General features: G+C 34.1%; 21 protein-coding genes and 1 pseudogene. 12 read left to right on the top strand and 10 right to left on the bottom strand.

The features are described 5' to 3' along the window. Positions 1-30: 30 nt before the first annotated feature. From ELD05_RS13400 to ELD05_RS13360, 7 genes are all read left to right on the top strand, one after another. On the top strand, positions 31-3,264 hold the full coding sequence (locus tag ELD05_RS13400) for a hypothetical protein (RefSeq protein ID WP_127352818.1): 3,234 nt from the start codon (positions 31-33) through the stop codon (positions 3,262-3,264). 87 nt (positions 3,265-3,351) lie between these two features. Then, positions 3,352-5,121 carry a sensor histidine kinase gene (locus tag ELD05_RS13395; RefSeq protein ID WP_127352817.1) on the top strand — a complete coding sequence of 590 codons (1,770 nt, stop codon included), beginning with the start codon at positions 3,352-3,354 and terminating at the stop codon, positions 5,119-5,121. Beyond that, complete coding sequence (locus ELD05_RS13390) at positions 5,093-5,848, top strand: response regulator transcription factor (protein WP_127352816.1); 756 nt, start codon at positions 5,093-5,095, stop codon at positions 5,846-5,848. Before ELD05_RS13395 ends, ELD05_RS13390 begins: the two co-directional genes overlap by 29 nt. A 91-nt stretch (positions 5,849-5,939) precedes the next feature. Continuing rightward, positions 5,940-7,244: an extracellular solute-binding protein gene (locus ELD05_RS13385; protein ID WP_127352815.1), complete on the top strand. Its 1,305-nt coding sequence runs from the start codon at positions 5,940-5,942 to the stop codon at positions 7,242-7,244. A 96-nt stretch (positions 7,245-7,340) separates the two neighbouring features. After that, a complete protein-coding gene (locus ELD05_RS13380) occupies positions 7,341-8,219 on the top strand; it encodes a carbohydrate ABC transporter permease (protein WP_127352814.1) in 879 nt (292 codons plus the stop codon). A gap of 15 nt (positions 8,220-8,234) precedes the next feature. Then, positions 8,235-9,089, top strand: a complete 855-nt coding sequence (locus ELD05_RS13375; protein WP_241243522.1) for a carbohydrate ABC transporter permease — start codon at positions 8,235-8,237, stop codon at positions 9,087-9,089. 1,171 nt (positions 9,090-10,260) lie between these two features. Then, on the top strand, positions 10,261-10,878 hold the full coding sequence (locus tag ELD05_RS13360; RefSeq protein ID WP_241243521.1) for a hypothetical protein: 618 nt from the start codon (positions 10,261-10,263) through the stop codon (positions 10,876-10,878). 171 nt (positions 10,879-11,049) lie between these two features. On the opposite strand, the gene ELD05_RS14675 is transcribed toward ELD05_RS13360, so the two are convergent. After that, positions 11,050-11,313 carry an NPCBM/NEW2 domain-containing protein gene (locus ELD05_RS14675; RefSeq protein WP_277601453.1) on the bottom strand — a complete coding sequence of 88 codons (264 nt, stop codon included), beginning with the start codon at positions 11,311-11,313 and terminating at the stop codon, positions 11,050-11,052. A gap of 612 nt (positions 11,314-11,925) precedes the next feature. Here ELD05_RS14675 and ELD05_RS15105 point away from each other — a divergent pair. Further along, a pseudogene (locus ELD05_RS15105) lies at positions 11,926-13,171 on the top strand (IS110 family RNA-guided transposase). A 118-nt stretch (positions 13,172-13,289) separates the two neighbouring features. Here the strand turns inward: ELD05_RS15105 and ELD05_RS13345 are convergent. Beyond that, positions 13,290-13,766, bottom strand: a complete 477-nt coding sequence (locus ELD05_RS13345) for a hypothetical protein (RefSeq protein ID WP_127352810.1) — start codon at positions 13,764-13,766, stop codon at positions 13,290-13,292. A 320-nt stretch (positions 13,767-14,086) separates the two neighbouring features. Between ELD05_RS13345 and ELD05_RS13340 the strand changes: the two genes are divergently transcribed. The 4 genes from ELD05_RS13340 (at position 14,087) to ELD05_RS13325 (ending at position 18,298) form a co-directional block, all read left to right on the top strand. Then, on the top strand, positions 14,087-15,208 hold the full coding sequence (locus ELD05_RS13340; protein WP_127352809.1) for a helix-turn-helix domain-containing protein: 1,122 nt from the start codon (positions 14,087-14,089) through the stop codon (positions 15,206-15,208). Positions 15,209-15,220: 12 nt separating this feature from the next. Then, positions 15,221-15,559, top strand: coding sequence for a DUF3368 domain-containing protein (locus ELD05_RS13335; protein ID WP_127352808.1), 339 nt, complete (start codon positions 15,221-15,223; stop codon positions 15,557-15,559). A gap of 106 nt (positions 15,560-15,665) precedes the next feature. After that, complete coding sequence (nagA, locus tag ELD05_RS13330) at positions 15,666-16,808, top strand: N-acetylglucosamine-6-phosphate deacetylase (RefSeq protein ID WP_127352807.1); 1,143 nt, start codon at positions 15,666-15,668, stop codon at positions 16,806-16,808. 149 nt (positions 16,809-16,957) lie between these two features. After that, positions 16,958-18,298, top strand: a complete 1,341-nt coding sequence (locus tag ELD05_RS13325; protein ID WP_127352806.1) for a glycoside hydrolase family 30 protein — start codon at positions 16,958-16,960, stop codon at positions 18,296-18,298. A gap of 45 nt (positions 18,299-18,343) precedes the next feature. On the opposite strand, the gene ELD05_RS13320 is transcribed toward ELD05_RS13325, so the two are convergent. The 8 genes from ELD05_RS13320 to ELD05_RS13285 form a co-directional block, all read right to left on the bottom strand. Beyond that, positions 18,344-18,667, bottom strand: coding sequence for a DUF72 domain-containing protein (locus ELD05_RS13320; RefSeq protein ID WP_241243519.1), 324 nt, complete (start codon positions 18,665-18,667; stop codon positions 18,344-18,346). Between the two features lie 111 nt (positions 18,668-18,778). Further along, positions 18,779-19,552, bottom strand: coding sequence for an IS21-like element ISCsa9 family helper ATPase IstB (istB, locus tag ELD05_RS13315; RefSeq protein ID WP_127351519.1), 774 nt, complete (start codon positions 19,550-19,552; stop codon positions 18,779-18,781). Further along, a complete protein-coding gene (gene istA / locus ELD05_RS13310) occupies positions 19,549-21,027 on the bottom strand; it encodes an IS21 family transposase (RefSeq protein ID WP_127352923.1) in 1,479 nt (492 codons plus the stop codon). Before istA ends, istB begins: the two co-directional genes overlap by 4 nt. A gap of 60 nt (positions 21,028-21,087) precedes the next feature. Further along, positions 21,088-21,564 carry a DUF72 domain-containing protein gene (locus ELD05_RS13305; RefSeq protein ID WP_241243518.1) on the bottom strand — a complete coding sequence of 159 codons (477 nt, stop codon included), beginning with the start codon at positions 21,562-21,564 and terminating at the stop codon, positions 21,088-21,090. A gap of 37 nt (positions 21,565-21,601) precedes the next feature. Then, positions 21,602-22,663, bottom strand: a complete 1,062-nt coding sequence (locus ELD05_RS13300; RefSeq protein WP_127352805.1) for a sugar ABC transporter substrate-binding protein — start codon at positions 22,661-22,663, stop codon at positions 21,602-21,604. Between the two features lie 22 nt (positions 22,664-22,685). Next, entirely contained in the window at positions 22,686-24,215 is a 1,530-nt protein-coding gene (locus tag ELD05_RS13295; protein WP_127352804.1) for a response regulator transcription factor, read from the bottom strand. 38 nt (positions 24,216-24,253) lie between these two features. Further along, the gene (locus ELD05_RS13290) at positions 24,254-25,669 is read right to left on the bottom strand and encodes a sensor histidine kinase (protein WP_241243517.1); all 1,416 of its coding nucleotides are present in this window, start codon (positions 25,667-25,669) and stop codon (positions 24,254-24,256) included. Positions 25,670-25,724: 55 nt separating this feature from the next. Beyond that, on the bottom strand, positions 25,725-26,690 hold the full coding sequence (locus tag ELD05_RS13285; RefSeq protein ID WP_127352803.1) for a substrate-binding domain-containing protein: 966 nt from the start codon (positions 26,688-26,690) through the stop codon (positions 25,725-25,727). Positions 26,691-26,807 lie beyond the last annotated feature (117 nt).

Genomic DNA, 26,807 nt, shown 5'->3' with positions numbered 1-26,807 from the left:
TTTAAATTAAAAAGAAGGGGGTTAAGAAAATTGCAGGCAAATCCTAAGTACTATTATGATGAGAAAACAAACTCATTTTGCATAGAGAACTATCAGCTTTCAAAACCATTTTCGAGTTTTTTGCCCGGGATTGCAGGCATATTTGGAATTCCACTTTGGTGCTTTTATGTGAACAGAGGACAGTGTATAGTGTCGTTCGGGACAAAGAACAAAGACGGGGCAATTTTAGAATTTTTGCCGGCCGACAAGGCTTACAGGCTTGCATCAACACACGGGTTTAGAACCTTTTTGAAACTAAACAGAAACCTCTTTTATGAGCCTTTTCAAACAGAGAATCTACTCAATTTTGCAAAAAGCAAGATGTCCATTTTTGCTGACCATCTTGAGATTTACGAAGAAAATCCAAATATTGGTATCAAGACAGAAGTAAGGTATTACACACTTCCAACCAAGAATGTGGCTTCTCTTGTGAGGGAGATAAAAGTAACAAATATTTCACAAAAGCCTGTGGATATTGAAGCTTTAGATGGGCTTGCCTTGATTGTTCCATACGGTAAAAGTGACTTTGCACTGAAGAACATGAGCAGGACAAGTGAGGCATGGAATTTTGTTGAGAATTTAGACAAAAAAGCTCCATACTTTAGATTTCATTCATCTTCTGAGGACACAACAGAAGTTGTTGAAATAAAAGAGGGCAATTTCTTTGTAAGTTTTGACAATACGCAGGGCAGCTTTGAAAGATGCGATGTTATAATTGACCCAAAAATTATTTTTGGAATAAGCTCAGAAATAGCAAAGCCATATGAATTTATCTTTGCAGATAGGCTTGACATATCAAATCAGGTTTTTGCGAACAAGACATGCTGCGCTTTTGTGTATGCAAAGAGGACTTTAGATCCACAGCAGACTTTGATTTTATGCAGTATCATAGGACATGCAAAAAGCATTGATGAACTAAACTGCTTTGTTGATTCTATTTGCTCTTCTGAGTTTTTTGACAGAGCGTTTGAAGAGAACAAAGCTATAATCGATGCTATTGTTACAAACAATACAATTGTGACTTCAGACAAAAAATTAGATGAGTATGCCAAAATGTGCTATCTTGACAATATCTTGCGCGGCGGTGTGCCTTTCACAATTGATCATGATGACAAAAAGGATGTTATATATCTGTTTTCACGAAAACATGGGGATTTGGAGAGAGATTATAACTTTTTTGAAATTCAAGACACATATTATTCCCAGGGTAATGGAAACTTCAGAGACATCAACCAGAACAGGCGAAACGATATTCTGTTCAACCCAGACATTTTTGACTTTAATGTATGGTACTTCATCAGCCTCATTCAGCTTGATAGCTATAATCCTCTGGTTGTAAAAGGTATAAAGTACAGGTTAAATAACCTTGAACATCTGGAGAAGTATATAGTAAATGGCAAAGAAGAGTTAAAAAGGTTTTTTGAAAGAGACTATTTGCCATATGAACTTATAAAGTTTTTAGAAATCCATAATATAAAAATCAACATATCAAAAGAAGAATTTGTAAACTGCTGTCTTGTAAATTCAGAGAAAATAATTGAAGCAGACCCCGGTGAAGGTTATTGGATAGACCATTTTACTTACAACTTAGATTTAATTGAAAACTTCGAAAGCGTATATCCTGATAAAATGAAACAGCTACTTTTGCAAAGAAAATATTATTACTATGACAATGAACATTATGTAAAACCAAGAAGAGAAAGAATAAAAATTATAGATGGAAAAGTGAAACAGCACGGCGCATATGCGCTTGACAAAGAAAAACAAGAGCTCATAAACTCTCGTGCTGACAGGAAAAGATATGTAAGAACCTACAGTGGCCAAGGTGATGTTTACACAGGCAGCCTCATTGAAAAGCTTTTAGTAATACTTCTGAACAGAATGGCAACTTTGGACCCATTTGGTGTTGGAGTGGAGATGGAGGCATCAAAGCCTGGCTGGAACGATGCACTAAACGGGCTTCCAGGAATTTTTGGTTCGTCTGTGTGTGAGACGTTTGAGCTTTTGAGGCTTGTGAGAATGCTCAAGAAATATTTTGAGGTTTATCTTGAAGATGTCAAGGAAATTGATGTTTTTGAAGAACTTTTCGAGTTCTTTGTAAAACTTAAAAATCTTCTTGCTGATACAGATCACCATGAAAACACGCTTTTGTACTGGGAGGAAAGCAACGCTATCAAAGAGGAGTACAGGATCAAGACAAGGTTTGGCATAAGCGGCAACATGGCCAAAATATATAGAAAAGATCTTTTGGAATTTTTGGATCTTTGTGAAAGAAAACTTTCAAAGGCAAAAGAAAAGGCTTTTGATAGTCAAAAAGGACTTTTTTATACCTACTTTATAAACCAGCCAGTTGAATATGAGTATGATGAGAAAAAGCAAGAGGTTAAAATTAAGAAATTTGAACAGAAAAAGGTGGCATTCTTCTTGGAGTCACAGGTAAGGGCAATGAAAATAATTGACGATGTAGAAACAAAAAGAAAGATTTATCAAAGCGTTAAAGAAAGTGACCTTTACGACAAAGTGCTCAAAATGTACAAGACAAACGAAAGCCTCAAAAATGAACCAAATCAGCTTGGAAGGATAAAAGCCTTCACACCTGGCTGGCTTGAAAATGAATCCATATTTATGCACATGGAGTATAAATACTTACTGGAGCTTTTAAAAGGTGGACTTTATACAGAGTTTTTTGAAGACTTCAAAATGGTTTTGCCACCATATATGGACCCAGCGGTTTATGGAAGATCAATATTTGAGAATTCGTCGTTTATTGCAAGCTCAAGCAATCCTGACAAAAGTATCTGGGGCACAGGTTTTGTTGCAAGGCTTTCTGGCACCACAACAGAGTTTTTAAATATGGAGCTGATTATGCTGTTTGGTGAAAAACCATTTGAATACAAAAATGGAGATCTAATTTTTAAACTGTCTCCAAAACTTCCGGGCTGGATGTTTACAGAAGATAAAAAAGAATTTGAGATTATAGTAAATGGCAACAGGCAAACCATAGTTTTAGGTAAAAATCAATTAGCAGCAGTTCTATTTGGCAGAACACTGGTTATTTATCACAATCCGCACAGGCTTAACACATATGACAAAGATGTAAAAGTTTCAAAGTATATTCTGCATTTTGATGATAAAGTGGTTGAGGTTGAAGGTGAAATGGTGCATAAACCATACTCGCATGAGATAAGAAAAGGCTTGTGCAAGAAAATAGAGGTTCTTTTGTAGATCAATAAGAAGACTACACTGCCGTCTATTTTTGAAGAAGACGGTAGTGTAGTCTTTTTGACATTTGGTGTCAGGAGAGAGATGAAAATGATTAAAAAGCTTTTGGGAAAGTGGAACGATATAAAACTTAAAAACAAACTTTTGATAGCCTTCGTGGTTTTAGTACTTGTTCCAATGTCTTTGATATTTGTTCTATCTTATACCTCCCTGAAAAACTCAACATTGAGCAAATTCACCATTTATAACCAAGTTCTCTTTGAAAATGCTGCCAAAGAGGTTCAAAATTTTCTTGAAGAGCTCAACAGCATAAAATATGACTTTATCATGGACGATGGCCTCATGTCAGACATTGGAAAGACCTTTGCAAGATATACAGATCCCCAAGATTCTTTTCTGTACACTAACATCTTGACAAAGATAAGCCAGTATATCTCAACAAAAGAAATTGTTCAGTCAGTTCAAATTATAAACAAGAGCAAAGAAATATACTTTTTCTCAAAGCTCCAGGGTGATGTGCCATATGAGAATGATAAACAAATCAAAGAAGGTTTTTTCGATGAAATAGTAAAGCAAGAAGGAAAGTATGTAAATGGCGGTTATGACAAAAGCAGAGGTGTATATGTAGTTGGATGTGAGCTTTTCTCAAGAGATAAGATTCAGCCTGTTGGTGAGATGATAGTAAGTTTCAGTTTGGACTTTTTGAAAGATGTAATAGAAAAATATCATCTGACAGAGGGTGGATTTTATGTTGCCGATAGAAGTTCCAATCAAGTAATATTTAAGACAACAGACAAGTTTGAAAGTATCATTGAAAAATTGATTTTAAAAGATGAGACTAAGCTTGTTCCAAAGACAATTTTCTTTGAAGAAACTATACCAGATCTTAATTGGGAAATAATTTACATAGTTTCAGAAAGTTCTCTTCTGAATAACTTTTCGTACACAAAACGGCTTTTGATATTAAGTTTTTCTTTTCTTGCCATTTTTGCAATTTTGTTTTTAATTTTTATTTCCGAAAATATTACAGCTCCTATAACAAGGCTCATTTACCAAATGAGAAATTTGGAACATTCAAAGCTTAAAAATAACATCAAAATTGCCCGCAAGGATGAAATAGGAAATTTGCTAAACTCATTTTATCAAATGCTAAAGAGAATAGATGAGCTTGTCATAAGGGTGTACGAAGAAGAGATAGCAAGGAAAAATGCAGAGATAAACCTTTTGTACATGCAGCTAAATCCACACTTTCTGTACAACACCTTAGATACCATAAATGCCTTAGCTGAGCTTGGAAGATGCAAAGACGTTTCAGTGGTTGCTGTGTCACTTGCAAAGTTTTTGAGATCAAATATGGCAATAAATAAGTCAACAATTTCTTTGGCAGATGAAATCAAGCAGATAGAACACTATCTTACCATTATGAAAATAAGATTTTCTGGAAAGCTCAGCTACAGGATAGTATATAGCCAGGAAGAAGTTTTGAAGGCAGAAGTTCCTCGGCATTTACTTTTACCGCTTGTAGAAAATTCAGTTGTCCATGGATTTAAAAACAAAAATGGGGATGCAAAAATTTTGATAAGAGCAAAGAAAATAGAAAACAGGCTCAAGCTTGAGGTAGTTGACAATGGCTGTGGAATTGAACATGCAAAGATTGAAAAGATAAAAAATGCCTCGAACGATGGTATTGGAATTCCAAATATCATAAAGAGACTAAAACTTCTATATAAGGAAGACTTTGATTTTGAAATTAAAAGTAAAGTGGGGTTTTGGACAAAGATTATTATACAGCTTCCTTGGGATAAAGTTGTGAAGAAGGAGGAGAAGGAAAATGTGCACTCTTTTGATAGTGGAAGATGAAGAAATCTTGCTAGAAAGGCTTGTAAAAACCATAGATTGGGAGAGCATTGGGATTAATAAAGTCATCGGTATTGATAGTAGCGAAGAGGCTTTAAATGTCCTGATAACAGAAAACGTGGATATAATTCTGACTGATATCAGAATGCCAATTATGGATGGACTTGATTTAGCAGAGTTTGTACACAGTAGACTAAAACATCCATATATAATACTTATGAGTGGTTATAAAGAATTTGAGTATGCCCACAGAGCAATTAAACTTGGTGTTGTGGATTATATCTTAAAACCATTTACCAAGGAAGAGGTTTTAGAAACTGTAAAAAAAGCGGTTGAAAAAGTAACAGCTGAACAAAGTAGGCAGCAACGTTTAGATTCCTGTGAGAACAAAAACATAATTGATATGGTCTTTGATTTTATTTTTGCAAATTGTTCAAAACAAATAAGCCTGAATGATGTAGCAGAGTATGTCCATCTTCACCCTGTGTATCTTAGCAGGCTTTTGAAAAACAAAACTGGAAAAACTTTTAAAGAGATACTCACTGAAGTGAGGCTCAAAAAAGCAGAAAAGCTTTTGAAAACATCCAGCTTAAAGCATTACGAAATTGCTGAGGCAGTTGGATTTTCAGATGCCCAGTATTTCAGCCAAGTATTCAAAAAAGTATATGGTATGACACCTATTGAGTGGAAGAAACAAGCTTTGGAAAAACAATCAAGGTTAAAAATTTAAACAAAAAAGTTGTGTTTGTCTATATAAGCTATTGGGCATTTGACACTAAAATTAAAAGTGAAAAACAAAAATAAAAGGAGGTAAATTTTAAATGAAAAAGTGGTTAAAAGTTGTGGCTTTAGCTATTTTAGTGGTCTTTTCAATTTCAGTTGTTTTAGTCGGTCAAATGGGTGAAAAAAAGGTACAAGGTGCAACAAATGAGCTTACATTCTGGAGCTGGGTTTCTGACTCTGACACAATAAAACAGGTGTATGAGCAGGCTATCAAAGAGTTTAACTCTACTAACAAGTACGGTGTGAAAATCAAGGCTGTTTACACTCCAGGTGAGCAGTACAAAACAAAACTTCAAACAGCAATGGCAGCAAACAATCCACCAGATATTCTCAACATGTGGGCAGCTGGTAAGATGAAACCATATGTAGATGCAAAAAAGCTTTTCCCAATTAGCGACATCATGAACAAAGACCCACAATGGAAAAACAGGTATGTCAATGGCGTTTTTGACCTGACAACTTTTGGCGGCAAAATCTATGGTATTCCTCAGATAAGAGTTGCAACAGTTATATACTACAACAAACAAATCTTCGCAAAATACAAACTTACACCTCCAAAGACATGGTCACAGCTCGTAAATGTTATAAAGGTTTTAACCAAGAACAACATAATACCTTTTGCACTTGATGCAAGAGACCCATGGATTTTGGCAATGTATGCAGAGTATATTGCAAACAGAATAGACCCGGATGCTTACAGAAAAGTCCAAAAAGATCCAAACGCATGGACAGACAAAGCGTTTATTGAGACAGGCAAGAAGATACAGGAGCTTGTCAAACTTGGTGCTTTTCCAAAAGGTGCAACAAGCTTAGATTATGTTGCAGCAAGAAATCTATTTGACCAAGGAAAAGCTGCGATGTATGTTATGGGAATATGGGATGTTGGGTATCTGTCAACTCAATCACCAGTCAAGAAATATGTAGGTGCATTCAAATGGCCAGCGATAGAAGGTGGAAAAGGCAATATAAACAACTTCCTTGCAGGAATTGAACAGGTCATTGCAGTAAGTTCAAACTGCAAGAACAAGCAAGCAGCTGCAGCATGGTTAAAACTTCTCTCTGAGCAGAGATATGCAAAGGACCTGATTGCAGAAAAGGCAGGGTATATTCCTTCAGTTAAAGTTACTCCAGATCCAAAGAAGGTTACAAAGCTATATCTTGAGGTTCTGAACCTCTTAAAGGACCAGAACACAAAAGATTCATTCACATACTATGATGTCATGTTTGGACCAATAATTGGCGATGGATTTAACAACACAATCCAGTCAATCTATCTTGGAAAAGACCCTGTTGAGGCATTCAAGAAACTTGCAGAGATTGCTAAAAAAGAGATGAAAAAATAAAAAATTGTGAGCCGAAGAGTTGTATGTGCTCTTCGGCTCAATCTAAATATAGGGAAATTGGAACAAAAAAGCCTAAAGAATAGAGAGGTGAAACAATTGGAAAAGGCATTTGGAAACAAATTAGCTATTGCAATATTCATTGCACCAGCATTGATACTTTTTACACTGGTTATTCCTCTTCCTATTTTGCATTCATTTTATATGAGCCTTTTTAAATGGGATATGCTATCTACAATGACTTATGTAGGCTTTGAAAATTATAAAGAACTGTTTTCAGATGGGATATTTTTATCCTCAATTTGGCACACAATTGAAATAACAGTGCTTTCATTAATTTTCCAGGTCACTTTAGGACTTTTCCTGGCCTTGTGTATAGTTAACATAACAAAAGGAAGAAAATACTTTCAGAACGCTTTTTTTATACCTAATATCTTATCAAGTGCTGTAATAGGAATATTGTGGTTTTTTGTGTATAACTATGACTTTGGGCTTATAAATTCAATTTTAAAGAGCATTGGCCTTGATTCTTTGCAGCAGGAGTGGCTTTCACAAAAATATGTTATCCTTGCACTGTCCATCACAACATGCTGGCAGTGGGTAGGGTATCATATGATTTTGTATATCGCAGCTATTTCAGGAATATCACAGGATATCATTGAAGCAGCTATTGTTGATGGTGCGCAAGGGCTGAAAATGGTCACTAAAATAATAATTCCTCAAATTCGTCCTGTCTTGAGAGTTTCAATAGTTTTGATTATCACAGGGTCACTGAAGTACTTTGACATGGCGTGGATAATGACTGAAGGCGGTCCAGATTTTGCTTCTGAGACAATCGCTACATATATCTACAGAACAGCATTTAACAAACTTCAGTATGGTCTTGGAAGTGCAGCGTCAACCTTTTTGTTTGTTGTAAGCATTTTAGTTACTGTTCTTATAAATAGGTTTGCTGCTAAAAGAGAAGAGGTGTACTAAATTTTGTGAGGTGGTATGAAAGTGTTTGCAAAATACATTAAACTTTCTCCTGTGGCAAAAGCAATAATATTCGCATTTTTGACCTTTTATTCAATATTGACATTATTTCCATTAATATGGCTTGTGTACAACTCGGTAAAGACTAACAATGATTTTTTGGCAAATCCTTTTGGTTTGCCGCAATTGTCCAAACTTCAACTTAAAAATTACTATGATGCATGGGTGACTATGGGAATTCAGAGGTTTACGATAAACAGTCTCATAATCTCTTCTGTAAGTGTAATTTTTTCGCTTATTATAAGCTCAATGGCAGCATATGCAATTGAGAGGATGATATGGCGATCAAGTCAAAAGGTTTTGAACTATTTTTTGTCGGGGATTATGGTCCCAATCCAAATAATATTAATTCCACTTTTTATAAACTTCAAAAAGCTAAACCTTTTAGACTCCCGCATAGGACTTTTGATTCCAACAGTTGCATTTGCCCTGCCCACATCCATATACATTCTAACAGGATTTTACAAAACCATCCCGCGTGAGTTAGAAGAAGCAGCTTTGATTGACGGCTGCTCTGTCTACAAGATATTTTACAAGATAATTCTTCCGTTGACGATGCCGGCTTTTGTAACAATTGCAGTCTTCAATTTCCTTGGCGCATGGAATGACCTTTTGATACCCTTGGTTTTGATACAAACTCCAGAACTTATGACACTGCCTGTTGGGCTTTTGAACTTCAGGGGGATGTACGGTGCAGAGCTTACCAAAATGTTTGCTGCAGTTGTGATATCAGCAATACCAAGCATAATAATTTACTTTGTTTTGCAAGACAAGCTTTTAAAAGGTATGATAGCCGGTGCTGTGAAGGGGTAATTGCTTTGGTGTACGTATAGTGGCTCTACAGATAGCAAGTATTTCTATTGCAATTCTACATGGAGAACACTTATAGGCTATTCGCCCAGTTATGGTGCAAATAACCAGATAAATGACCATCTTTCCCACTGACGGAAGTAAGACTGGTGCAGAGAATCATCAATTGGTTTTTAATATTTCTACTTCTTCCGATATTAGTTTCAACAATCAAAGAATAAGAGTTTCAATTACAAAAGTTTCTGGTGTAGATTGTACGATAGCTTATAATACCAATGATTTTCCAACAAGGTTAATTACACCAGCACCTTAAAAAGCTAATATTATAAATACACAGCCAACAATAACAAGTTATATTTTAAGCAGCAAGAGGCTATCCAAAAAATGGGTAGCCTCTATGTTTATTTGATAGATCTTTGAAAAATTTATTTGTTAAGAACTTTATCCTTATGAGATATTACTTACATCGGCTATGCTCTTTATTTTTAGCAAATGTATATTTTTTGGGTTTGGTTTATTATACGCTGAGAATATAAATCAATGATAATTGTAATTAAAGTAGCGAAAAATTCTAAAAAGAGAATGACAATAACCAAAAAAGTTTTATTTATTGGGTATTTTTTTAAAATTTTTAGGGTTTACATTTTCTAATTGTAAATCTATAATAAAACCACCACTTGTTTAAAAAAATAAAATCAGATAATTTTACTGAAACATTGTGTAACATGCATTAAGTTAGAAAGAGATAATTCTAATGTTTGTTTCATTGCTTCTTGAGAAGTAAAAAGGAGGTAATAATGTGACAGACTTATTTATAACTACTTTATTTGTTTCGATAATTATAGCACTTGAAATTGAAATATTACTGGTCAAAAGTTTTCATAAAAGTTGTTTGACAGGAGACAAAAATTTATTCCTAACTGTTGGAATGACTTTTTTGGGAATTCACTTACTTATAACTTTTCAAGGATGGTTTGAATGTATATATATTTATCACATAGAAAAAATGTATGGCTTTAACTGTTACAATTAAATATTTTGAGTATTTAGCGGATAATTATGAGGAGGTTAGATCAAAATGAAAAAAAGCGTTAAAATTAGTTGTATACTTATAACAGTGATCCTACTTTTTAGCTTACCTTTTTTGAATTACATAAAGAAAGATACGAATAAAATGAAAAATTATGAGAAGCCAATTATATATTATGATCCTTTAAAAAGTTACCAACATTTGACTTTTGAGTACTACGTCAAAAATTCACAAGCAGTAATTGTAGGAAAAGTAGTTAAAAAAGAAGAAACAACTGAAACAGTACAGGCAAAACCAGGAACTAACGTATATGAATTACAATCCAAATTAGGAACACCGTCAACTACAGTACCCAGATTATATGTAACAGTTGAAGTTGAGAAAGTCCTAAAAGGAAATGTGGATGACAAGCAAATAGAGCTTTGTTTTGCATTGTATGACCCATTTAATAAATCAGATCTTTTTGAAATGCAGCCTGGTGAAAAATTTGTTTTTATGATAGAAAAAAGAAAAGATAAACCAGGTGTGTGGTGGATTGCATCTGAAAATAGATTTATATTTAAAGTCAATAGCGACAACACGGTATATCCTGCATGTTGGTGGTATGATGAAAGGTATAAAAAAAGATTTTTTAATATAACCTTAGATGAACTTCGTGAAGAAATCGACAAAATTGACAAGCTTGAAAAAGTTCCTGTGATAGATGAAATTCCAAAAGAGGCTTGGAGAAAATTAGAGGATGGAAAAAGAAATAGCAATTAAACATTTAAAAAAAAGAACCTCCTTCTTGTTTGATAATTAGGATACAAGCATGAATATTCAAGAAGGAGGTTTTTGTTATAAAATGGTATTTAAACAATAGAGGGAATTACTCAAGATTAACATTACCCTTAATTTGCAGTACTTAATAATATCGCTGAAATTGTATATGATTTATGGAATAAGAAGTGGGTCACAAATACTCATGTAAATTTTTTCACCGTTATCTACTAAACTTTCAAATTCTACGGTCAAATAATTAACCCCGGATATATTAAGAGTTGCTGATTTTGGGTCATCATAAAGCTCACAAGTATACTCACCAAGAAGTTCATTATCACCATAAATTCTTACTGCTCCTCTTACGCCTTTTCCAGAAGAATCAAGCACACCATATTTGAATTGAAATTTAGCATATTTACCGTGTAACTTATATATTAGTCTAAATTTCCTATCTTTATAAGCCCGATCATACCACCATATATTTTTATAAAACTTTTTCCCATTTACAACAGCATCAGTTGAGTTAAAGCCAAATTCATAGTAACTCCCTTCTCGTATAATATGATTATCAAATCACTTAAAACTTCATATCTCAATTGGTACATTTAATTATCAGTACCAATTGATTACTGGAAATTCATTTTGATAATGCACCTTTCTTAAAACACTCATTTCTCAAAAATTGAATATTAAAATTGACTGCTACAGTTTAAATTTGCCCTTTATCTTTGGTAAACTAAAATCAGAAAAAGTTTAAGCCTGATTTAGTTTATTTGGATATATTTTGAACACCTCCTGCTGGACGTGCTTTGACATCTGCACGCCACAGCTTGCGAAAGACTGAACCCCAAAGGATTACATGAGTAATGTTTACTCGTTTGCTGTGCACGGTCAGGTTACCACATCTGATTTGAGCATATCAGATGTGTGCACCCTGTAAACTGCTCCGTAGCTCTAATATCGGCGAGGCTGCATTACATGTAATCCCCAAGGATAAAGGGCTTAACACTTTTTCTTACCACTACTTGCAAAAAGGAGGTCTTCAAATTGCCAAATACTTTAATCGTGGGCATTGATATCAGTAGTCAGTCAAATTCTATCTTCTTCATCGATGATGCCGGTAATCACTTGATTAAAAAACCTTTTTCCTTGCCTAATGATCAAGAAGGCGCTAACGAATTAATCAAAAGAGTTATTGACTGCCTCAGCCAGTATAATCTATCCTGTATTAAGTTTGGCATGGAAGCAACTTCACATTACGCTTGGCATCTGCACTTGTATCTTGCTTCTTCATCTGAACTGCTGCCATATAAACCAACTTTTTATGTTCTCAACCCAAGCATAGTCAAAGGCTTCAAAAAAATCTACACTTTCTTGCCTAAAACAGATAGCATCGATGCAATTATCATCGCTGAATGTGTCAGGTTCAGCAAACTCAACCCAACACCTTTGCCTGATTTTAAATATGCTGCACTACAACGCCTTACCAGAATGCGCTATCATCTTGTTCACAATCTAACTCGCGAAAAAAACAGAGCTCTCAATCTCATATACCTTAAATTCTCTACTTATTCTCAAGACTGTCCATTTTCAGATATCTTCGGTAAAGCTTCTTGTGCTATCATCGAAAACTTTACACCTGATGATATCGCTTCTATGCCTTTAGAAGACTTAATTAAATTCGTATCCGATAACGGCAACAATAGACTCTCAGATGTCAATAAAATCGCTGAAATACTTAAAACCGAGGCTCAAGCGTTCATACAGATTACATCCTCTGTTGGCTGAGGCAAATGACTTAGCTTTGTCTATGACCCTTGAAAACATTAGATTTATGCAAGAACAACTTAAAAAACTCGACAAAGAAATCTCAAAACTTCTTAAAGCTTTCTCTCAAACATTAACAACCGTCCCTGGCATAGGAGATGTTCTTGCAGCCGGCATCATCGCTGAAATCGGTGATATCAAGCGCTTCAAAAATGAAGCTGCTTTGGCAAAGTATTCTGGCCTTGTTTGGACTCAGTACCAATCAGGCAACTTCAATGCCCAAGATGTCTCATTAGCTAAGTGTGGTAACCAATACCTGAGATACTATCTTGTTGAAGCTGCTAACTGTGTAAGGGTGCACACAGTACGCTACAAAGCCTTCTACAACAAGAAGTTCTCAGAGGTTACCAAGCATCAGCATAAACGTGCCCTCGTCCTAACCGCAAGACGCTTAATTCCTTTGATCTTTGCCATGCTCAGCAAAGGTCAAATATATCAAGAAAGAGGTGATGTTTACAATACTTAGTTAGTCCCAATTTTTTAATTTAATAATCTTTCCCAAACAAGCTGCCAGTTAAATTTTTCCATGCTGAGCGGCTCGGTATTTTATTGTCTTTTTTGCCCTAATTATCTAAAAAAATTTTTTAAAAAACCCCCTTGACATTATACCGTTTGTCTTTATTGAAATATTCTAAATCACTCAACCAAACTCCATTTTTATTTTTCACAAAAGCACCTATTTCTACTCTTTTTGCTTGATCATTAAAGATATAACCCATATCTCCAACGTTCAAGAAGGTTTTGAGAATAGAATCAAAGTGGACATATCTTCTTCCACCGTAGCTTATAAAAGGTACTTTTTGAGCAGTACTAATTCCGTTGATTAAAACATCATAATAGGATAGTTGAGGCATAGATGATATTTTCTTTTGTAGTTCCTCATTTTTCTTTTTAAGTAGGGCTATGTCGTTTTTTAGCTTCTGATTTTCAGTTTTCAAGTTATTATAATCTTTTAAAAGCTTTTCATAAAGCGCTTTATAATTTGTTGGAGATGAAGCTATTGCAGACAAGGCAAAAAGAATACACACAATAAATGAGATTATTGCAATTTTCTTTTTCATAAAGATATCTCCTCCTGTGGAAATAATTTCCTTGTTCACAAATATACAAGAAAAATTTAAATATGTCAATTAGTATTGTGTTTATTGGAAAACTACTTGATAAGAATGGGATGCTTTAAGATTTATGCATATCAAATACGGGTAATTCATATGAGAGAATACAAACATATAATGCAGTTTACATATTTAAGCAATATGCAAATTTTTTCTTTCAATGGAAACAATAATAAAAATGTTAAATAAAATTAACATTTTTATTGCAAAGATAGTTTAAATAGTGTAAAATATTTATAACAAAAAATTGATGAGAGTGAGTTAATATGTCATTAGCAAAGGTAATTGGGAATAACATACACGCTTTGATGAAAAAACAGAATGTAAAGATAAAGCAACTTGCAGATTTAATTGGAGTTACCAGGCAGACTATGACTAAATACCTTGAAGGTGAAGTAATTATTGATAGCGAGAAGCTTTTCAAAATAGCTGAATTTTTTGGAAAGCCGTTAGATTATTTTCTTGAAAACAAACATGAAGAAATGGCTTTTTTATTCAGGGCTCATGTTTTAAATAAAGAATCTATCTCAACAGTTCAGAACAAAGTCTGTGATTTGATAAACAGGGTGTATGAGATTTATGAACTTGCTGGTGAAAAGATTTCCTATCTTCCACAGCAGTATAATCTCAAAATAGATTCTAAGGAAAAGCAGATACCAAAGGAGATAAAACTTAAAATAGAACAGATAGCACTAGAAGAAAGAGAATGGTTAAACATTGGTGAAAGCAGAGGAGAGGAAATCATTGAGTGTTTTGAAAATAAGGGAATAAGAATAATTTTTGAAAAATTTGATATGCCAGACATGTTTGGAGTATCTGCTTTGCATGACCAAAAGGGTTGTTTTATAGTTATTAACGATGACGAGAACATTCCAGAAGAGAGAAAGATATTTAGTATTGTTCATGAGTATGCTCACATTTTATTTGACAGAAACCAATACAGACAAGTTATTCTACAGTCTACTCGCAGGAATATTTACGAAAAAATTGCTGACAAATTTGCAGGATATTTTTTGATTCCGCGGAAAAGTCTTGCTAAGTATTCTGTCTTACTCAAAAGTCAGTTATCATGGAATGATCTCATATACATCAAAAAAGATTTGCGAGTAAGTTTAAAAGCTCTTTTGCATGTTTTAAACGACTATGAATATATCAGTGATAAAGAATATCAAAAATGGCTGAAATACTTGAACATGAAAGGTTACACTAAAAAAGAACCTGATCCAATGCCTTACTTCAAAAAAAATACTGCACATGAGAAGATAGTAAGGATGCTTTTTATGAAGGAACATATAGGAATTAACAAGGTGGCAGAACTTCTTGGGATTAGTGTTGAAGAAGCAAGAGAGAACGCAAAGAAGTGGATGATGGATGAGAGAGAAGGTTAAAAACTCAAGGATTTGGGATATGATATTGCAAATCTTGAAACAGAAGAGGGATATAGGTTTTTTCAGGAGCTAAAAAAGTTCAAAGCTTTTTCAGTTTATGATAGACTCGTAATTTCAATAGCACTCCAAGAAAAAATTATTTGTGTTTCAAATGATAAACCAGTACGAAAAATCTGTAAAAAGTATGGAATAAACTCGACTGGCACGTTGGGTATTTTATGTGCTGCTTTTGAGAAGGGAATAATTAGCAAAAAAGAATTGAAAGAGTTAATAGATGAATATCAAAGCAATAGCGGTGCATATATAAACAAAGATATAATAAATGAAATAATAAGAATATATCACCTATAACGAAATAATCATTCTCAGTACTAAAAATACTTTGACATATGATTTAAAAAATCGAATTAAGTTTGTAAAAAAGAAAACAAAACAATATTTTGAGGTGTTTTCAATCATGAGAAAATACATTTTGGTCAAAAAAATTTTTAATGGATATTCTTTTATCAAAGACAATGTCTTGGTTGTAGAAGATGGAATAATTCTGGGAACGCAAAAAGGAATTGATACTGGAAAAGATGAAATTATAGACAGAAGAGATTTTATTTTATCACCTGGATTTGTTGACAAACACACACATGGTATTGGTGGAGTTGATTTTTTTGATACTACAGCAGATGATTTAAAAACAATCCAAAACTACTATTTTAAACATGGTGTTACAACTGTTCTGCCAACAATTGTATCAGCTCCGTTTGAAAACATATATAAACTTGCAAAAGCTATCAAAGAGGCAAAGAAAGACCCAAACTTCAAGCTAAACATCCCCGGAATATTCTTAGAGGGGCCATTTATAAACCCTGCAAAGAAAGGTGCACATGATGAGAGATTTTTGCAAAGGCCAACAGCTGAGAAGTTAGAAGAATTGATTTCTAACTGTGAAGAAAAAATTATTGACATTGCGCTTGCTCCAGAGCTACTTGAAAATCCCATTGAGTTTTTTTCAAAAGCAGCAGAGAAAGGTATTAACATTTCGCTTGGTCACACAAATAGCAGTTTTGAACAGGCAGCAAAAGCACACCTTCTTGGTGCCAAAAATATTGTTCACTTTTTCAACGCAATGCCACAGCTACATCACAGACAGAATTCTATTACAACTTATGCTCTTTTGAGCGATATTAAAGTGGAGCTTATTTGCGACCTTATTCACCTATCACCTGAGATTATTAAACTTACATACAAACTAAAAGGTGCAGAGAACATTATACTAATCAGTGATTCTATTGCTGCAACAGACCTTTGTGATGGTGAATACAGTTTAGGAAGCCTAAGAGTAATAGTTGAAAATGGAATTTGTAAATTATCAGATAACACCATTGCTGGTAGCACATTGACAATGGATAAGGCAATAAAGAACCTGGTTAAAATCGGAATTAGATTAGAAGATGCTCTCATGGCAGCAACTTACAATCCATCAAAACTTTTTTCACTTGAGTGCGCTGCGATAAAGGAAGGCTTTAGGGCAGATTTTGTATTGATGGATGAGAATTTAAATGTAAAAGAGGTATATGCTAGGGGAGAGCTTGTGTATAAGGCTTAATGGTCGTTTTTTGTGTGTATTCTTACTTTAGATTTACCATTCTCCAAAATAGAAACCTTCCCTAAAATTTAGAGTATTTACATATAATATTGCAGTCAGATAAAATAAATATAAAAATATTTGAAAAGCAAAAGGAGAAAAGTTAAAAAATGCACAAAACAATTGCATGTTACATAACAGCGAAATATCAGGACATTCCAATGCAGCAGGTAGATAATATAAAAGAATGTGAGAAAATAAAAGAGAAAACTGTTATAACAATTGAGCCATCCACTACATTTCAAGAGGTAATAGGCTTTGGTGGAGCACTCACTGAAGCTGCCGCGGTAAATATAATGTCACTTTTGCCACACCAGCAAGAAGAGATTTTAAGAGGGTACTTTGACCCTGAAAAGGGGCTTGGCTACAAACTCTGTAGAATCCACATGAACAGCTGTGATTTTTGTACAGGCAGCTACAGCTGTGATGATGTTGAAGGTGATACCGATCTAAAACATTTTAACATTGAAAGAGACAAAAAGATGGTAATTCCTCTTTTAAAAAGAATAAAGGAATATTGTCCAGATCTCAAAATCCTCGTTTCACCATGGAGTCCGCCTGCATGGATGAAGACAAACGCTGATATGTGCCATGGTGGAAAGCTAAAGGATGAGTATAAAAAAACATGGGCAAGGTTTTTCTGCAAATTCATAAAAGCATATAAAGAAGAAGGAATTGAGATATGGGCTGTGACAGTTCAAAATGAGCCAATGGCAACTCAAGTGTGGGAGTCGTGCATATACACCGCTGAAGAGGAAAGAGATTTTGTGAAGGATTACTTAGGACCAACTCTTAAAGAAGAAGGGCTTTCCCATATAAAAATACTTATATGGGACCACAACAAAGATATCATATATGAGAGAGTAAAAACAATTTTAAGTGACAAAGAAGCTGCTAAGTATGTATGGGGAGTTGCATTTCACTGGTATGGAGGAGACCATTTTGACCAGCTCAAAAAAATAAAAGAAAAGTTTCCAGATGTGAATTTGGTGTTTACCGAAGGTTGTCAGGAAGGTGGAGTAAAGCTTGGTTCCTGGGAGCTTGGTGAAAGGTATGCTCATGAGATAATTGGCGATTTTAGCAGCTACACGATTGGATTTATGGATTGGAATATTGTTCTTGACACAGTTGGAGGCCCCAATCATGTTGGAAACTTTTGCGATGCACCGATAATTGTTGATAAAGACCAGAAAAAGATTTACTACCAAAATGCGTATTATTATATAGGGCATTTTTCTAAATTCATAAAACCGGGAGCTAAAATAGTCAAAAGCAGCTGCAGTAGTTCAAGACTTGAGGTTTTGGCAGCAAAGAATGGGGATGATACTTTGGCGGTAGTTGTGCTAAATAAAAACCCAGAGGAAATAGAGTTTAATATGGTCATTGAAGATAAAATATTCTGTGGAAACTCCCCAGCAAGGTCTATATCAACTATTGTTCTGGAAAAATAAATTTAAAGTGGGTGGGTGTTGAAAGCCCACCTTTAATTTTGGGAATCAAAGTATATTTGAGGTAAACTCCATCAAAGTCTTGGCATTCTTCACTGCACAGCAATTTACATCGTTGTTAAAATATACGTAGATTTCATTGCAAACTTTTGCATATTCTCTTATTTCATCTGCCAATTCTTTCAGCTGCTGGTCTGAATAACTTGAACTGTAAAGACTCTGTGGGCCGTGCATTCTAATGTAACAAAAATCTGCTGTTACAACTTTTGCCTTGGGATAGCGTGATGAATCTGCTATTGTCCAAGCTGCATTCAAAATTTTCAAAATCTCATAAACTTCTTCATCACACCAGCTTTTATGCCTGAATTCCAAAGCAAATCTGTACTTTTCTTTTCCTCTTTGTTATTGTCAATACCTTTTCCCCACTTTTGATAATATTTTTTCCCCACCTGTTTTAAAAAAAATTTAATTATCATTATTTAACTAATTTGACTCATTCTTGGAATCATCTGTTAAAGCTTTGATAGCACCCTCCCTTTGCTTCATCCTATAACTTTCACCTTTGATAACCACAAAATGACAGTGATGTACAAATCTATCTAAAATCGCTGTCGCTAAAACTGGATCATAAAATATCCTCGGCCACTCTTCAAATACTTTGTTTGTGGTTATTATTATCGATCCTCTCTCATATCTCTTTGATATTATCTCATAAAAATCATCTACACTGCTTTGATTAAATTTCCTTAAGCCCAGCTCATCTATTATTAACAAATCCACATTAACATAGTTTTTTAGCTTTTGTTGATACGAATTATCCGCTCTTGAAATATACAACTCTTCTAACATCTCATTTGCTGTGGTAAACAAAACTCTATATCCAAGTGCTACAGCTTTAAGTCCTATCGCTATTGCAAGATGTGTCTTCCCTGTCCCTGGCGGTCCTATGAAGGCCACATTCTCTTTCTTGCGGACAAATTCACAGGTCGCCAAATTGTATATAAACCTCTTATTTATTGAAGGCTGATAATTAAAATTATATTCTTCTAATGTCTTGTGCCATGGAAACCTCGCTTTGCTTATCCTCTTTTGATTACTGTTTATTCTCCTGTTACTCACTTCATCATTTATCAATATCTCAAAAAACTCTTGATACGAAAAATTATTCTTAATAGCTTCTTCTACTCTTAAATCAAAACTTTTTATTATCCCGGATAATTTCAAATCCTTTAGCTTCCCCAACAAAAGATCATTCATATTTGCAATTCCCCTATCTCAAGCAATTTGTTATATTCCCTGATATCCCTGTAAAGCTCTGTTCTTTCCTCATTAACATAGCTCTCGTCTTCATACTCAGGTAAATCGCTTATCCCTTTTTCACATATGTTCTTGACAACTTTGTAGCTTAGCCCTCCAAATTTTAAAGCCCTCTTACACGCATTGTCTACTGTCTCAGCTCCATATCTTTCTTTTAGTGCTATTATCCCACTTATGCTCCTGTAATCATATTTTTTAAATCCTTCCCGTTTAATAAATTCCTCAAAAAACTCCAACGCCCAATTACCAATCTCTGCCATTTTATCCCTCTGTCTTGACATTATATCCTCAATTGTTATATTCTTAGACGAGGGATAGTGTTCTTTGTTGGTTACGTATTTGCCCTTCTCATTGTTTTTGACAATCTGATGAAGGGCTATTTCTTTACCTTCAAAGAACACCCTCAAAAAACTGCCTATCTCAACTACTTCTACTTCACGTCCTGCATACTCATATGGCACTGAATAGTAGTTCCCTTTGTATATGAGATGACAGTTAGTAGCTACTTTGTGAATTGAACTTCTTGATATGTAATATTCCTCAATAGGAAGAGCTATTAACTTTTCCTTCTCTTCTGAGATGAAAACTTCTTTGGGAACTTTCTTGGTTGTGCCATGTACTCTCACATTTGCTACATTATCAAGCCAGTTTTTTAAATGTTCCCTCGCCTCATCAATATCTTTAAATTCTTCTCCAGAAAAACAGTTTTGCTTAACATACTTAATTGCTGATTCTACTTTGCCTTTATCAGTCGGTGTATACACCCTGCATGGCTGAGGTAAAAATCCATAGTGGCTCGCAAAACTTGCATAATCTTTTTGTATTTGCGCCTCATAAAAATCAACGCTCAATACACCTGCTTTTAAGTTGTCTATCTTCACAACTTCTACTACTCCTCCAAAATACTTGAATGCGTTCTTATGACACTGGATAAATGTTTCAACTGTTTGGTCGAATACTATCTCTGCATACATATATCTTGAATAGCTTAAAACCATTGTAAATACCCATGCTTTTTTGAATTTTCCATCAACTTTTATCTTACCTATATATCCAAAATCAACTTGTGCTTCTTCTGCAGGCAGTGTTGTTAAAACCATGTACACCTTTGAATTTGCTATCTTTTGTTTTAACTTTTGGACATATCTTCTTACATTAGAATAGCTTCCTTCAAAATCAAATTCCGCTTGCAAGTCTTGATGTATCTTCTTTGCTGAGTGTCCTTTATTAACCTTTGCCTCAATAAACTCCCTGTAATTATCTAATACAGAACCTTTTGATTTCCTCTCGACTTCTCCCTTCTGTTCAATGTCATGGATTACTTTTCTAACAGTTTTTCTATCCACGTCTAACAATCTTGCTATTTGACTTTTGTTGTATCCCCGTTTGAAAAGTGTGTAGATTGTTGTATGCATTGCAACCCCCAACATTTTCTTGTTATCTTCTCCTTCTGTAGTTTTTCCATACTTTCCATTCTACACTACAGAAGGCTTCTTTTTAAGTGGCAGGTGGGGAATTTTTAGTGTCATTTCTGATGATTTTATTTTATCATTAACACCTCTTAAAAAGTTTATTAATTTTTGCAAATTTTCTTCGTCTTTCTTAAAGCTTGGAGGAAATTGTAAAAGGATAGGGCCAAGTTTTTCTTTAAGCAGGTCTATCCTATTTTTAAACTTTTCCCATTCTTCATCTACTGCAGAGAGCCTCTTTAAATGTGTTATGGACCGTGGAGCCTTAATGGAGAATATAAAACCTTCTGGAGTACAGTCATACCAGTTTATTATAGTTTTTTCCTGTGGCAGGTGGTAAAAGGATGAGTTCACTTCGGAAGTCGCAAAGTGTTTTGAGTAAAACTCCAATCTTTTTTCATAAGGCAGGGTGGCAGGATAAAAAATTTCCTTCCAATGAGAGTATGACCAACCAGATGTTCCTATAAAAAGTTTTTTATGCATTTGCTATCCCCTCGATATACGTTAATGCAAAAAGATTTTATTTAAATATTTCCTCATAACTATGATATTTATCTTTTACAATAGTTGCAATTATATTTTCTCGAGTAACTTCAATTGGCTTAATATAATAAGCAGGGACCATTTTATAGCCATTATTAAAATAGGTTTTAGTATAAAGTAAAGTACCATTTTTGACCAGCTGCTCCACAATCTTTACGGTCAAATCAGCAAGCTTTTTGACAGGTTTGTAAACTGTCATGGACTGAAGACCGCTGACTACCCTTTTACAAGCAGGAAGTTCTGCATCCTGCCCAACAACTGGAACTTTGCCAGCTAATTTTTTCTCAGCAAGTGCAGAAATAGCTCCCTCAGCAAGAGAGTCATTTTCGGCCAAGATACCATCAATTTTATTACCAGCTTGAAGAAGCTTTGCAATGTACTCATAGGCATATTCTTTTTTCCACTTATAGCAGTAATCCTCAAGAAGGATGTGGATTTTCCCTTTTTGGATGTAAGGGTCTAATACCTTTTTATACCCCTGTCGAATCAAAGCAGTGTTGTAGTCCTTAGGATTTCCCAAAATGAATACGTAATTTCCTTGAGGTACCTTTTTTAAAAGATGTTTTGCCATTATTCTACCTACCTCTATGTTGTCAAAGCTCACGTATGCGTCAATATCAGCATTCATAGCAATTCTGTCATAACAAATTACAGGAATGTTTTTTTGTTTTGCAAGCTCAATTGCCTTTTTCGCTCCATCAAAGCTGCTTGGTACAATTATAAGCACATCTATCCCTTTTGCGAGAAGGTATTTTACCTGCTGAAATTGAGTTGAATCATTTTCGTTTGCGTTTGTCCACTCAACTTCAAATCCCTTCTTCTTTGCAGCATCTATTAGATATTTTCTATCAAAAAACCATCTCTCTTCTTTTAGAGTACTCATAGCAAACCCAATTTTGATGGGCGGTCTTTGCTGCTTTTTAGATTTATAAGAATATACATGCCTTGCTAAAACCCAAATAACCCCGATTGATACTACAATCAGTAAAACTATTAATATGACAAAAATCAACCTTTTGTCTCTCGAAAGAATTTTCATTTTTCTTTTGCCTCACTTTTATTTATTTTTGGGAAGATCTCAAAGTTGCAGGAGTTGTGCCTGTGTACTTTTTAAACGCTTTTATAAAATAGTTTGGGTCATCAAATCCTACCTCATATGCTATCTCTTTTATTGGCATATTTGTCTCTTTAAGAAGCTTTTGAGCATGCTCAATTTTTAGCTTTATGAGATATTCTTTAAAGTTTATTCCCATCGACTTTTTAAATATCTTGCTAAAATAATATGGGCTCACATTTAAAAATTTGCTCATCTCCTCTAAGGAGATATTTTTGGTAAAATTCTTATTTATATACTCAACTGCCTGGGAGATTATGCTGTTAGAGCTAAGCGACCTTTTTTGCAAAGAAGTTTCACTTACAATTGCGGCAATGACATCAAGAGATTTTTGGACAATATCTTTTTGTGCATCTTGTGCGGTTATCTCTTTTATAAACCTCTCGACTGCTAACATGAGCTTTGGGTTTTCCTTGATATTGGCCTCAATCAAGAGCTGGATTACAAACAAAATGACTTTGTATTTTGCTTGATTTGAGCCATAAGCCTCAATATATTTTTTAATAAGCTCGGAAATCTGGTCTTGAACCTGAGAAAAACCTGAAGTTTTTAAAAGTACATTCAAGATTTTCTTTTCAAGAAGCTCTAAGTCTAAATAAAGGTCTGTTATCTCATTATTACTTTCGCTGATTAGATTGCTGTAGCTTTCATAAAATGCGTCTTCAAAGTCTTCATATAGGTTGGAAAGACTGCTAATTCCAACTTCTATATCGCTATCTACCTTAGCCTTAGCAATTTTGAGTATTCTGTCTTTTAGAGCATTTTTATAGTCTGGGTCTTCTGAGGTAAAAATGCATAGGAGAGAGTTTGCAGATAAAAACGAGATAACGCATCTGTGTGAAAATGCTGATTTTAGTTCGTTTTTTATATCATTCAACAAATCAATACTGTTTATCGCATTCTGTTGGGATATTTTAACAATTGCAACAAATCCACTTTTAAGACTTTGAACATCGAGGATTTGTTCAAGCTGTTTTATACTGAAATCCGAAAAAAGCTTGCCATTGAGCAGCAAAAAAGCAAACCCGTTTTCAATTATGCTTTGCATAGCTTTTATCTTCTTTTTTCTCTCTATCTCTTCTAACTGCTTTGAAAGAATCTTGTCTATTTCATCAAATGCTTTTCTTGTCACATCCACAATATCAGCAATTGAATAAGGTTTTAGAATATAAGAATATGCTCCGAGTTCAACAGATTTTCTTGCATATTCAAATCTGTCATGTGCAGATATTATCACAAAAAGTGGCAAAAATTCTTTTTTTATCTTTCTATATTCCTCCATTACCTCAATGCCACTCATATCAGGCATTTGAATGTCTATAAAGACAAGGTGAAAGCTCTGAAGTATTAGCTTTTGCAAAGCTTCATCTCCACTTGATGCTGTCTCTATCTCAATGTTTGAAAAATTCTTTTGCAATATATATTTGATCGACTCAATAACAATCGCCTCATCATCACATATTAAGATCTTCATCATATCAAAATCATCGCCCTTTCATTTTAATTACTGTTAAGCTATTTTACATAAGGAATGAGAATTGTTACAGTAGTTCCAATATTTAGCTGAGAGTCAATACTTATGGGGTTTTTAATAGCAAAGAAAAATTCAAGCCTTTTTGTGATATTTTCAAGTCCAATGCCTGTTGATGTCTTGGATACATAAGACTTTTTGGTAAGCTCTTCTAAAACATATGGTTCAATCCCGCTTCCATTGTCTATTATGTGAATCTTTATATAGCTTTGATTTTCCTTCTTTGCAACAATCTTAATCAAACCTTCACTTTTTTTAGCAAACCCATGGACAATAGAATTTTCAACAATTGGCTGGAATATCATGCTTGGAATCTTTGCACTTTCCACATCTTTTTCAACATCCACTTCTAAGCTTATTTTGTTTCCAAATCTTATATTGTGAATAAAAAGATAGTTTTTTACATTTTCAATCTCATCACCAATTGTCACAAGCTTATTTATATTCTGCACACAGTATCTTAGGTAGTTTGAAGTTTTAATTAGCATATCATATGTCTTTTGAGCGTTTTCAAACATGGCAATTTGAGTAATGGTATTTAATGTGTTGAACAAAAAATGAGGGTTTATCTGAGCCTGAAGAGTTTTTAATTCTGCTTCTTGCAGGGCTTGCTGGTATCTTACTGTTTCAATTTCTTTTTGTGCAAGCTCTTTTTCAAGCTCAGCCTTGTCTTCAAGCTTTTTTAGCATATCTTTTATATTTTCAAGCATGTCAGAAAATGAGTTGTTCAAGATTCCAAGCTCATCAGTTGGTTCAACCTTAGGTATGGTAAAGTTTAGCTCACCATTTGCAACCCTGTTTGAGAATTTGGCAAGCCTTGAGATTGGATCTGTCAGCTCTTTTGTGAACACAAGGCTTATAAAGATTGAGGATATAAACCACAAAATTATAACAACATAGTTTGTGTTTGTAATCTTTCTTATAGAGTCTTTTAGGCTATTGTAGTACTCAACACTGTAGTTTATCTTGCTTTGTGTGAGCTTTTGCAAAAAATAATTTGCGTACTCTAAGCTTTCAATAGTATCAGAGAGCTTTTGTGTATAGTCCTTTCCTTGCTTTTTAAAAAGTATTACCATGTCAATGTTGCTACTTATTGTTGTATAGATATTGGCAATACTTCTTTTGAATACAACCTCATCTTCGTTCTGGCATGTTATTTGGTTTAGTTCATGGGCGATTGAGTTTAGACTATCATATACATTTAATATTGAATCTGAATCACCAGAGATTACGTAGGTTTGTATGCTTTTGCTAATTGTATTGAAGTTGGTTGTAATTGTATTTATACTCTCAATGTTATGGTATGTTTTATCAAAGTAGTTATGAAGAAAATTTACGTTCAGCTGAATAAGAAGGTTTATAGCCACTGTTGTGAGGATAAACGTTACAATAAAAAACATTAGCTTTGCTCTATAAGTTTTAAATGGTGAAAAAAGCATAGTTTTACTCACCAGCCTATTTAACTATTATTGAAGTTGGTATAAACTGCTTTTTAAAATGAATCTTTTCGAAATCCTTTATTGTCAAAACAGACCTTATCGCAAGCTCATCATAGTTTGGCATGATAAGGCAATCTATAAGCCCTTCATCTCTGTATCTTAGAAGTCTTGAATCATCGCCTGTGCCAATAAAGAGAAAGCTTGTGTCTTTTGGGTTTTTAACAAGACTGTCTATAAAAGCAAAGGTTTCAAGTTCTTCTGTTGTGTAATAGCAGTTGTATTTGGGGTTTGTTATTATTCTGTGAAGAAGCTTTTCAGATTTTGCATTCCCGTATTCTATCACAAATGAATCTATTGAAAACTGGACTCCATATTGCTTTAGGTAACTTTTTATTCCTTCTGCTTCAAAATTGTCTGCAACTTTCTGGTTTATTGTGTTTGTTATAAGCGCAATTCTTACGTCATAAATTCCCTTTTGTTCAGCAAGCTTTTTTATATTCTGAGCAACAATCTTTCCTTTTTGAAGATAGTCAAATCCAATTGTAATGTCAAAATAATCTTTTAGATTTCTATTTAAAATAGAAATTATTTTTATCCCTTGATTTTGAAGATCATCTATAAGTCTCTTGATTTCAGGTGAGTTAAAAAGGTCACAGATAATTACAAAGTCAAACTTAGAAAAAAGAGCAAGCTTTAGTCCAAACGCTTCCTCAGATTCTGTTGCATAGAAGATGGTCTCTGTTAGCACCTTCTGTGATTGAGCGAATTGGTCAAATTCCTCTAAAAATTCTTTCCAATACATTTCATTTTTAGGCAGTATAACTGCACAACTTGTATAATTATTCTGTGAAAAATTATTTATATTGCTGATTCTCTTAAGAAGCAAAATATCACTTATAGAAAGCCACAACAAAATCAAAGCAAGCGCAGCTGCAGCTGTCAAAAGCAAGTATCTGAATATGGACTTTTTTGCAAAGGTCATTTTTTTACACTCTCCTTTACAAACTATTTTATCATCTATGTTTTAAGAATTAAACAACAATAAATAGTAAAAAATTGAGCACAAAAAATTGCAGTACAGCTTAGAAATTATTTGTAC

Source organism: Caldicellulosiruptor changbaiensis, from assembly GCF_003999255.1.
GTDB classification, from domain to species: domain Bacteria; phylum Bacillota; class Thermoanaerobacteria; order Caldicellulosiruptorales; family Caldicellulosiruptoraceae; genus Caldicellulosiruptor; species Caldicellulosiruptor changbaiensis.
Note: the sequence above shows the minus strand (reverse complement) of the source record. Positions and strands in the feature narration are given on the sequence as shown.

Coding starts and splice junctions, on each gene's coding strand:
- ELD05_RS13395 (WP_127352817.1), top strand. CDS start 3,352: ATGATTAAAAAGCTTTTGGGAAAGTGGAACGATATAAAACTTAAAAAC.
- ELD05_RS13390 (WP_127352816.1), top strand. CDS start 5,093: ATGTGCACTCTTTTGATAGTGGAAGATGAAGAAATCTTGCTAGAAAGG.
- ELD05_RS13385 (WP_127352815.1), top strand. CDS start 5,940: ATGAAAAAGTGGTTAAAAGTTGTGGCTTTAGCTATTTTAGTGGTCTTT.
- ELD05_RS13375 (WP_241243522.1), top strand. CDS start 8,235: ATGAAAGTGTTTGCAAAATACATTAAACTTTCTCCTGTGGCAAAAGCA.
- ELD05_RS13360 (WP_241243521.1), top strand. CDS start 10,261: ATGAAAAATTATGAGAAGCCAATTATATATTATGATCCTTTAAAAAGT.
- ELD05_RS13345 (WP_127352810.1), bottom strand. CDS start 13,766: ATGAAAAAGAAAATTGCAATAATCTCATTTATTGTGTGTATTCTTTTT.
- ELD05_RS13340 (WP_127352809.1), top strand. CDS start 14,087: ATGTCATTAGCAAAGGTAATTGGGAATAACATACACGCTTTGATGAAA.
- nagA (WP_127352807.1), top strand. CDS start 15,666: ATGAGAAAATACATTTTGGTCAAAAAAATTTTTAATGGATATTCTTTT.
- ELD05_RS13325 (WP_127352806.1), top strand. CDS start 16,958: ATGCACAAAACAATTGCATGTTACATAACAGCGAAATATCAGGACATT.
- istB (WP_127351519.1), bottom strand. CDS start 19,552: ATGAATGATCTTTTGTTGGGGAAGCTAAAGGATTTGAAATTATCCGGG.
- istA (WP_127352923.1), bottom strand. CDS start 21,027: ATGCATACAACAATCTACACACTTTTCAAACGGGGATACAACAAAAGT.
- ELD05_RS13305 (WP_241243518.1), bottom strand. CDS start 21,564: ATGCATAAAAAACTTTTTATAGGAACATCTGGTTGGTCATACTCTCAT.
- ELD05_RS13300 (WP_127352805.1), bottom strand. CDS start 22,663: ATGAAAATTCTTTCGAGAGACAAAAGGTTGATTTTTGTCATATTAATA.
- ELD05_RS13295 (WP_127352804.1), bottom strand. CDS start 24,215: ATGATGAAGATCTTAATATGTGATGATGAGGCGATTGTTATTGAGTCG.
- ELD05_RS13290 (WP_241243517.1), bottom strand. CDS start 25,669: ATGTTTTTTATTGTAACGTTTATCCTCACAACAGTGGCTATAAACCTT.
- ELD05_RS13285 (WP_127352803.1), bottom strand. CDS start 26,690: ATGACCTTTGCAAAAAAGTCCATATTCAGATACTTGCTTTTGACAGCT.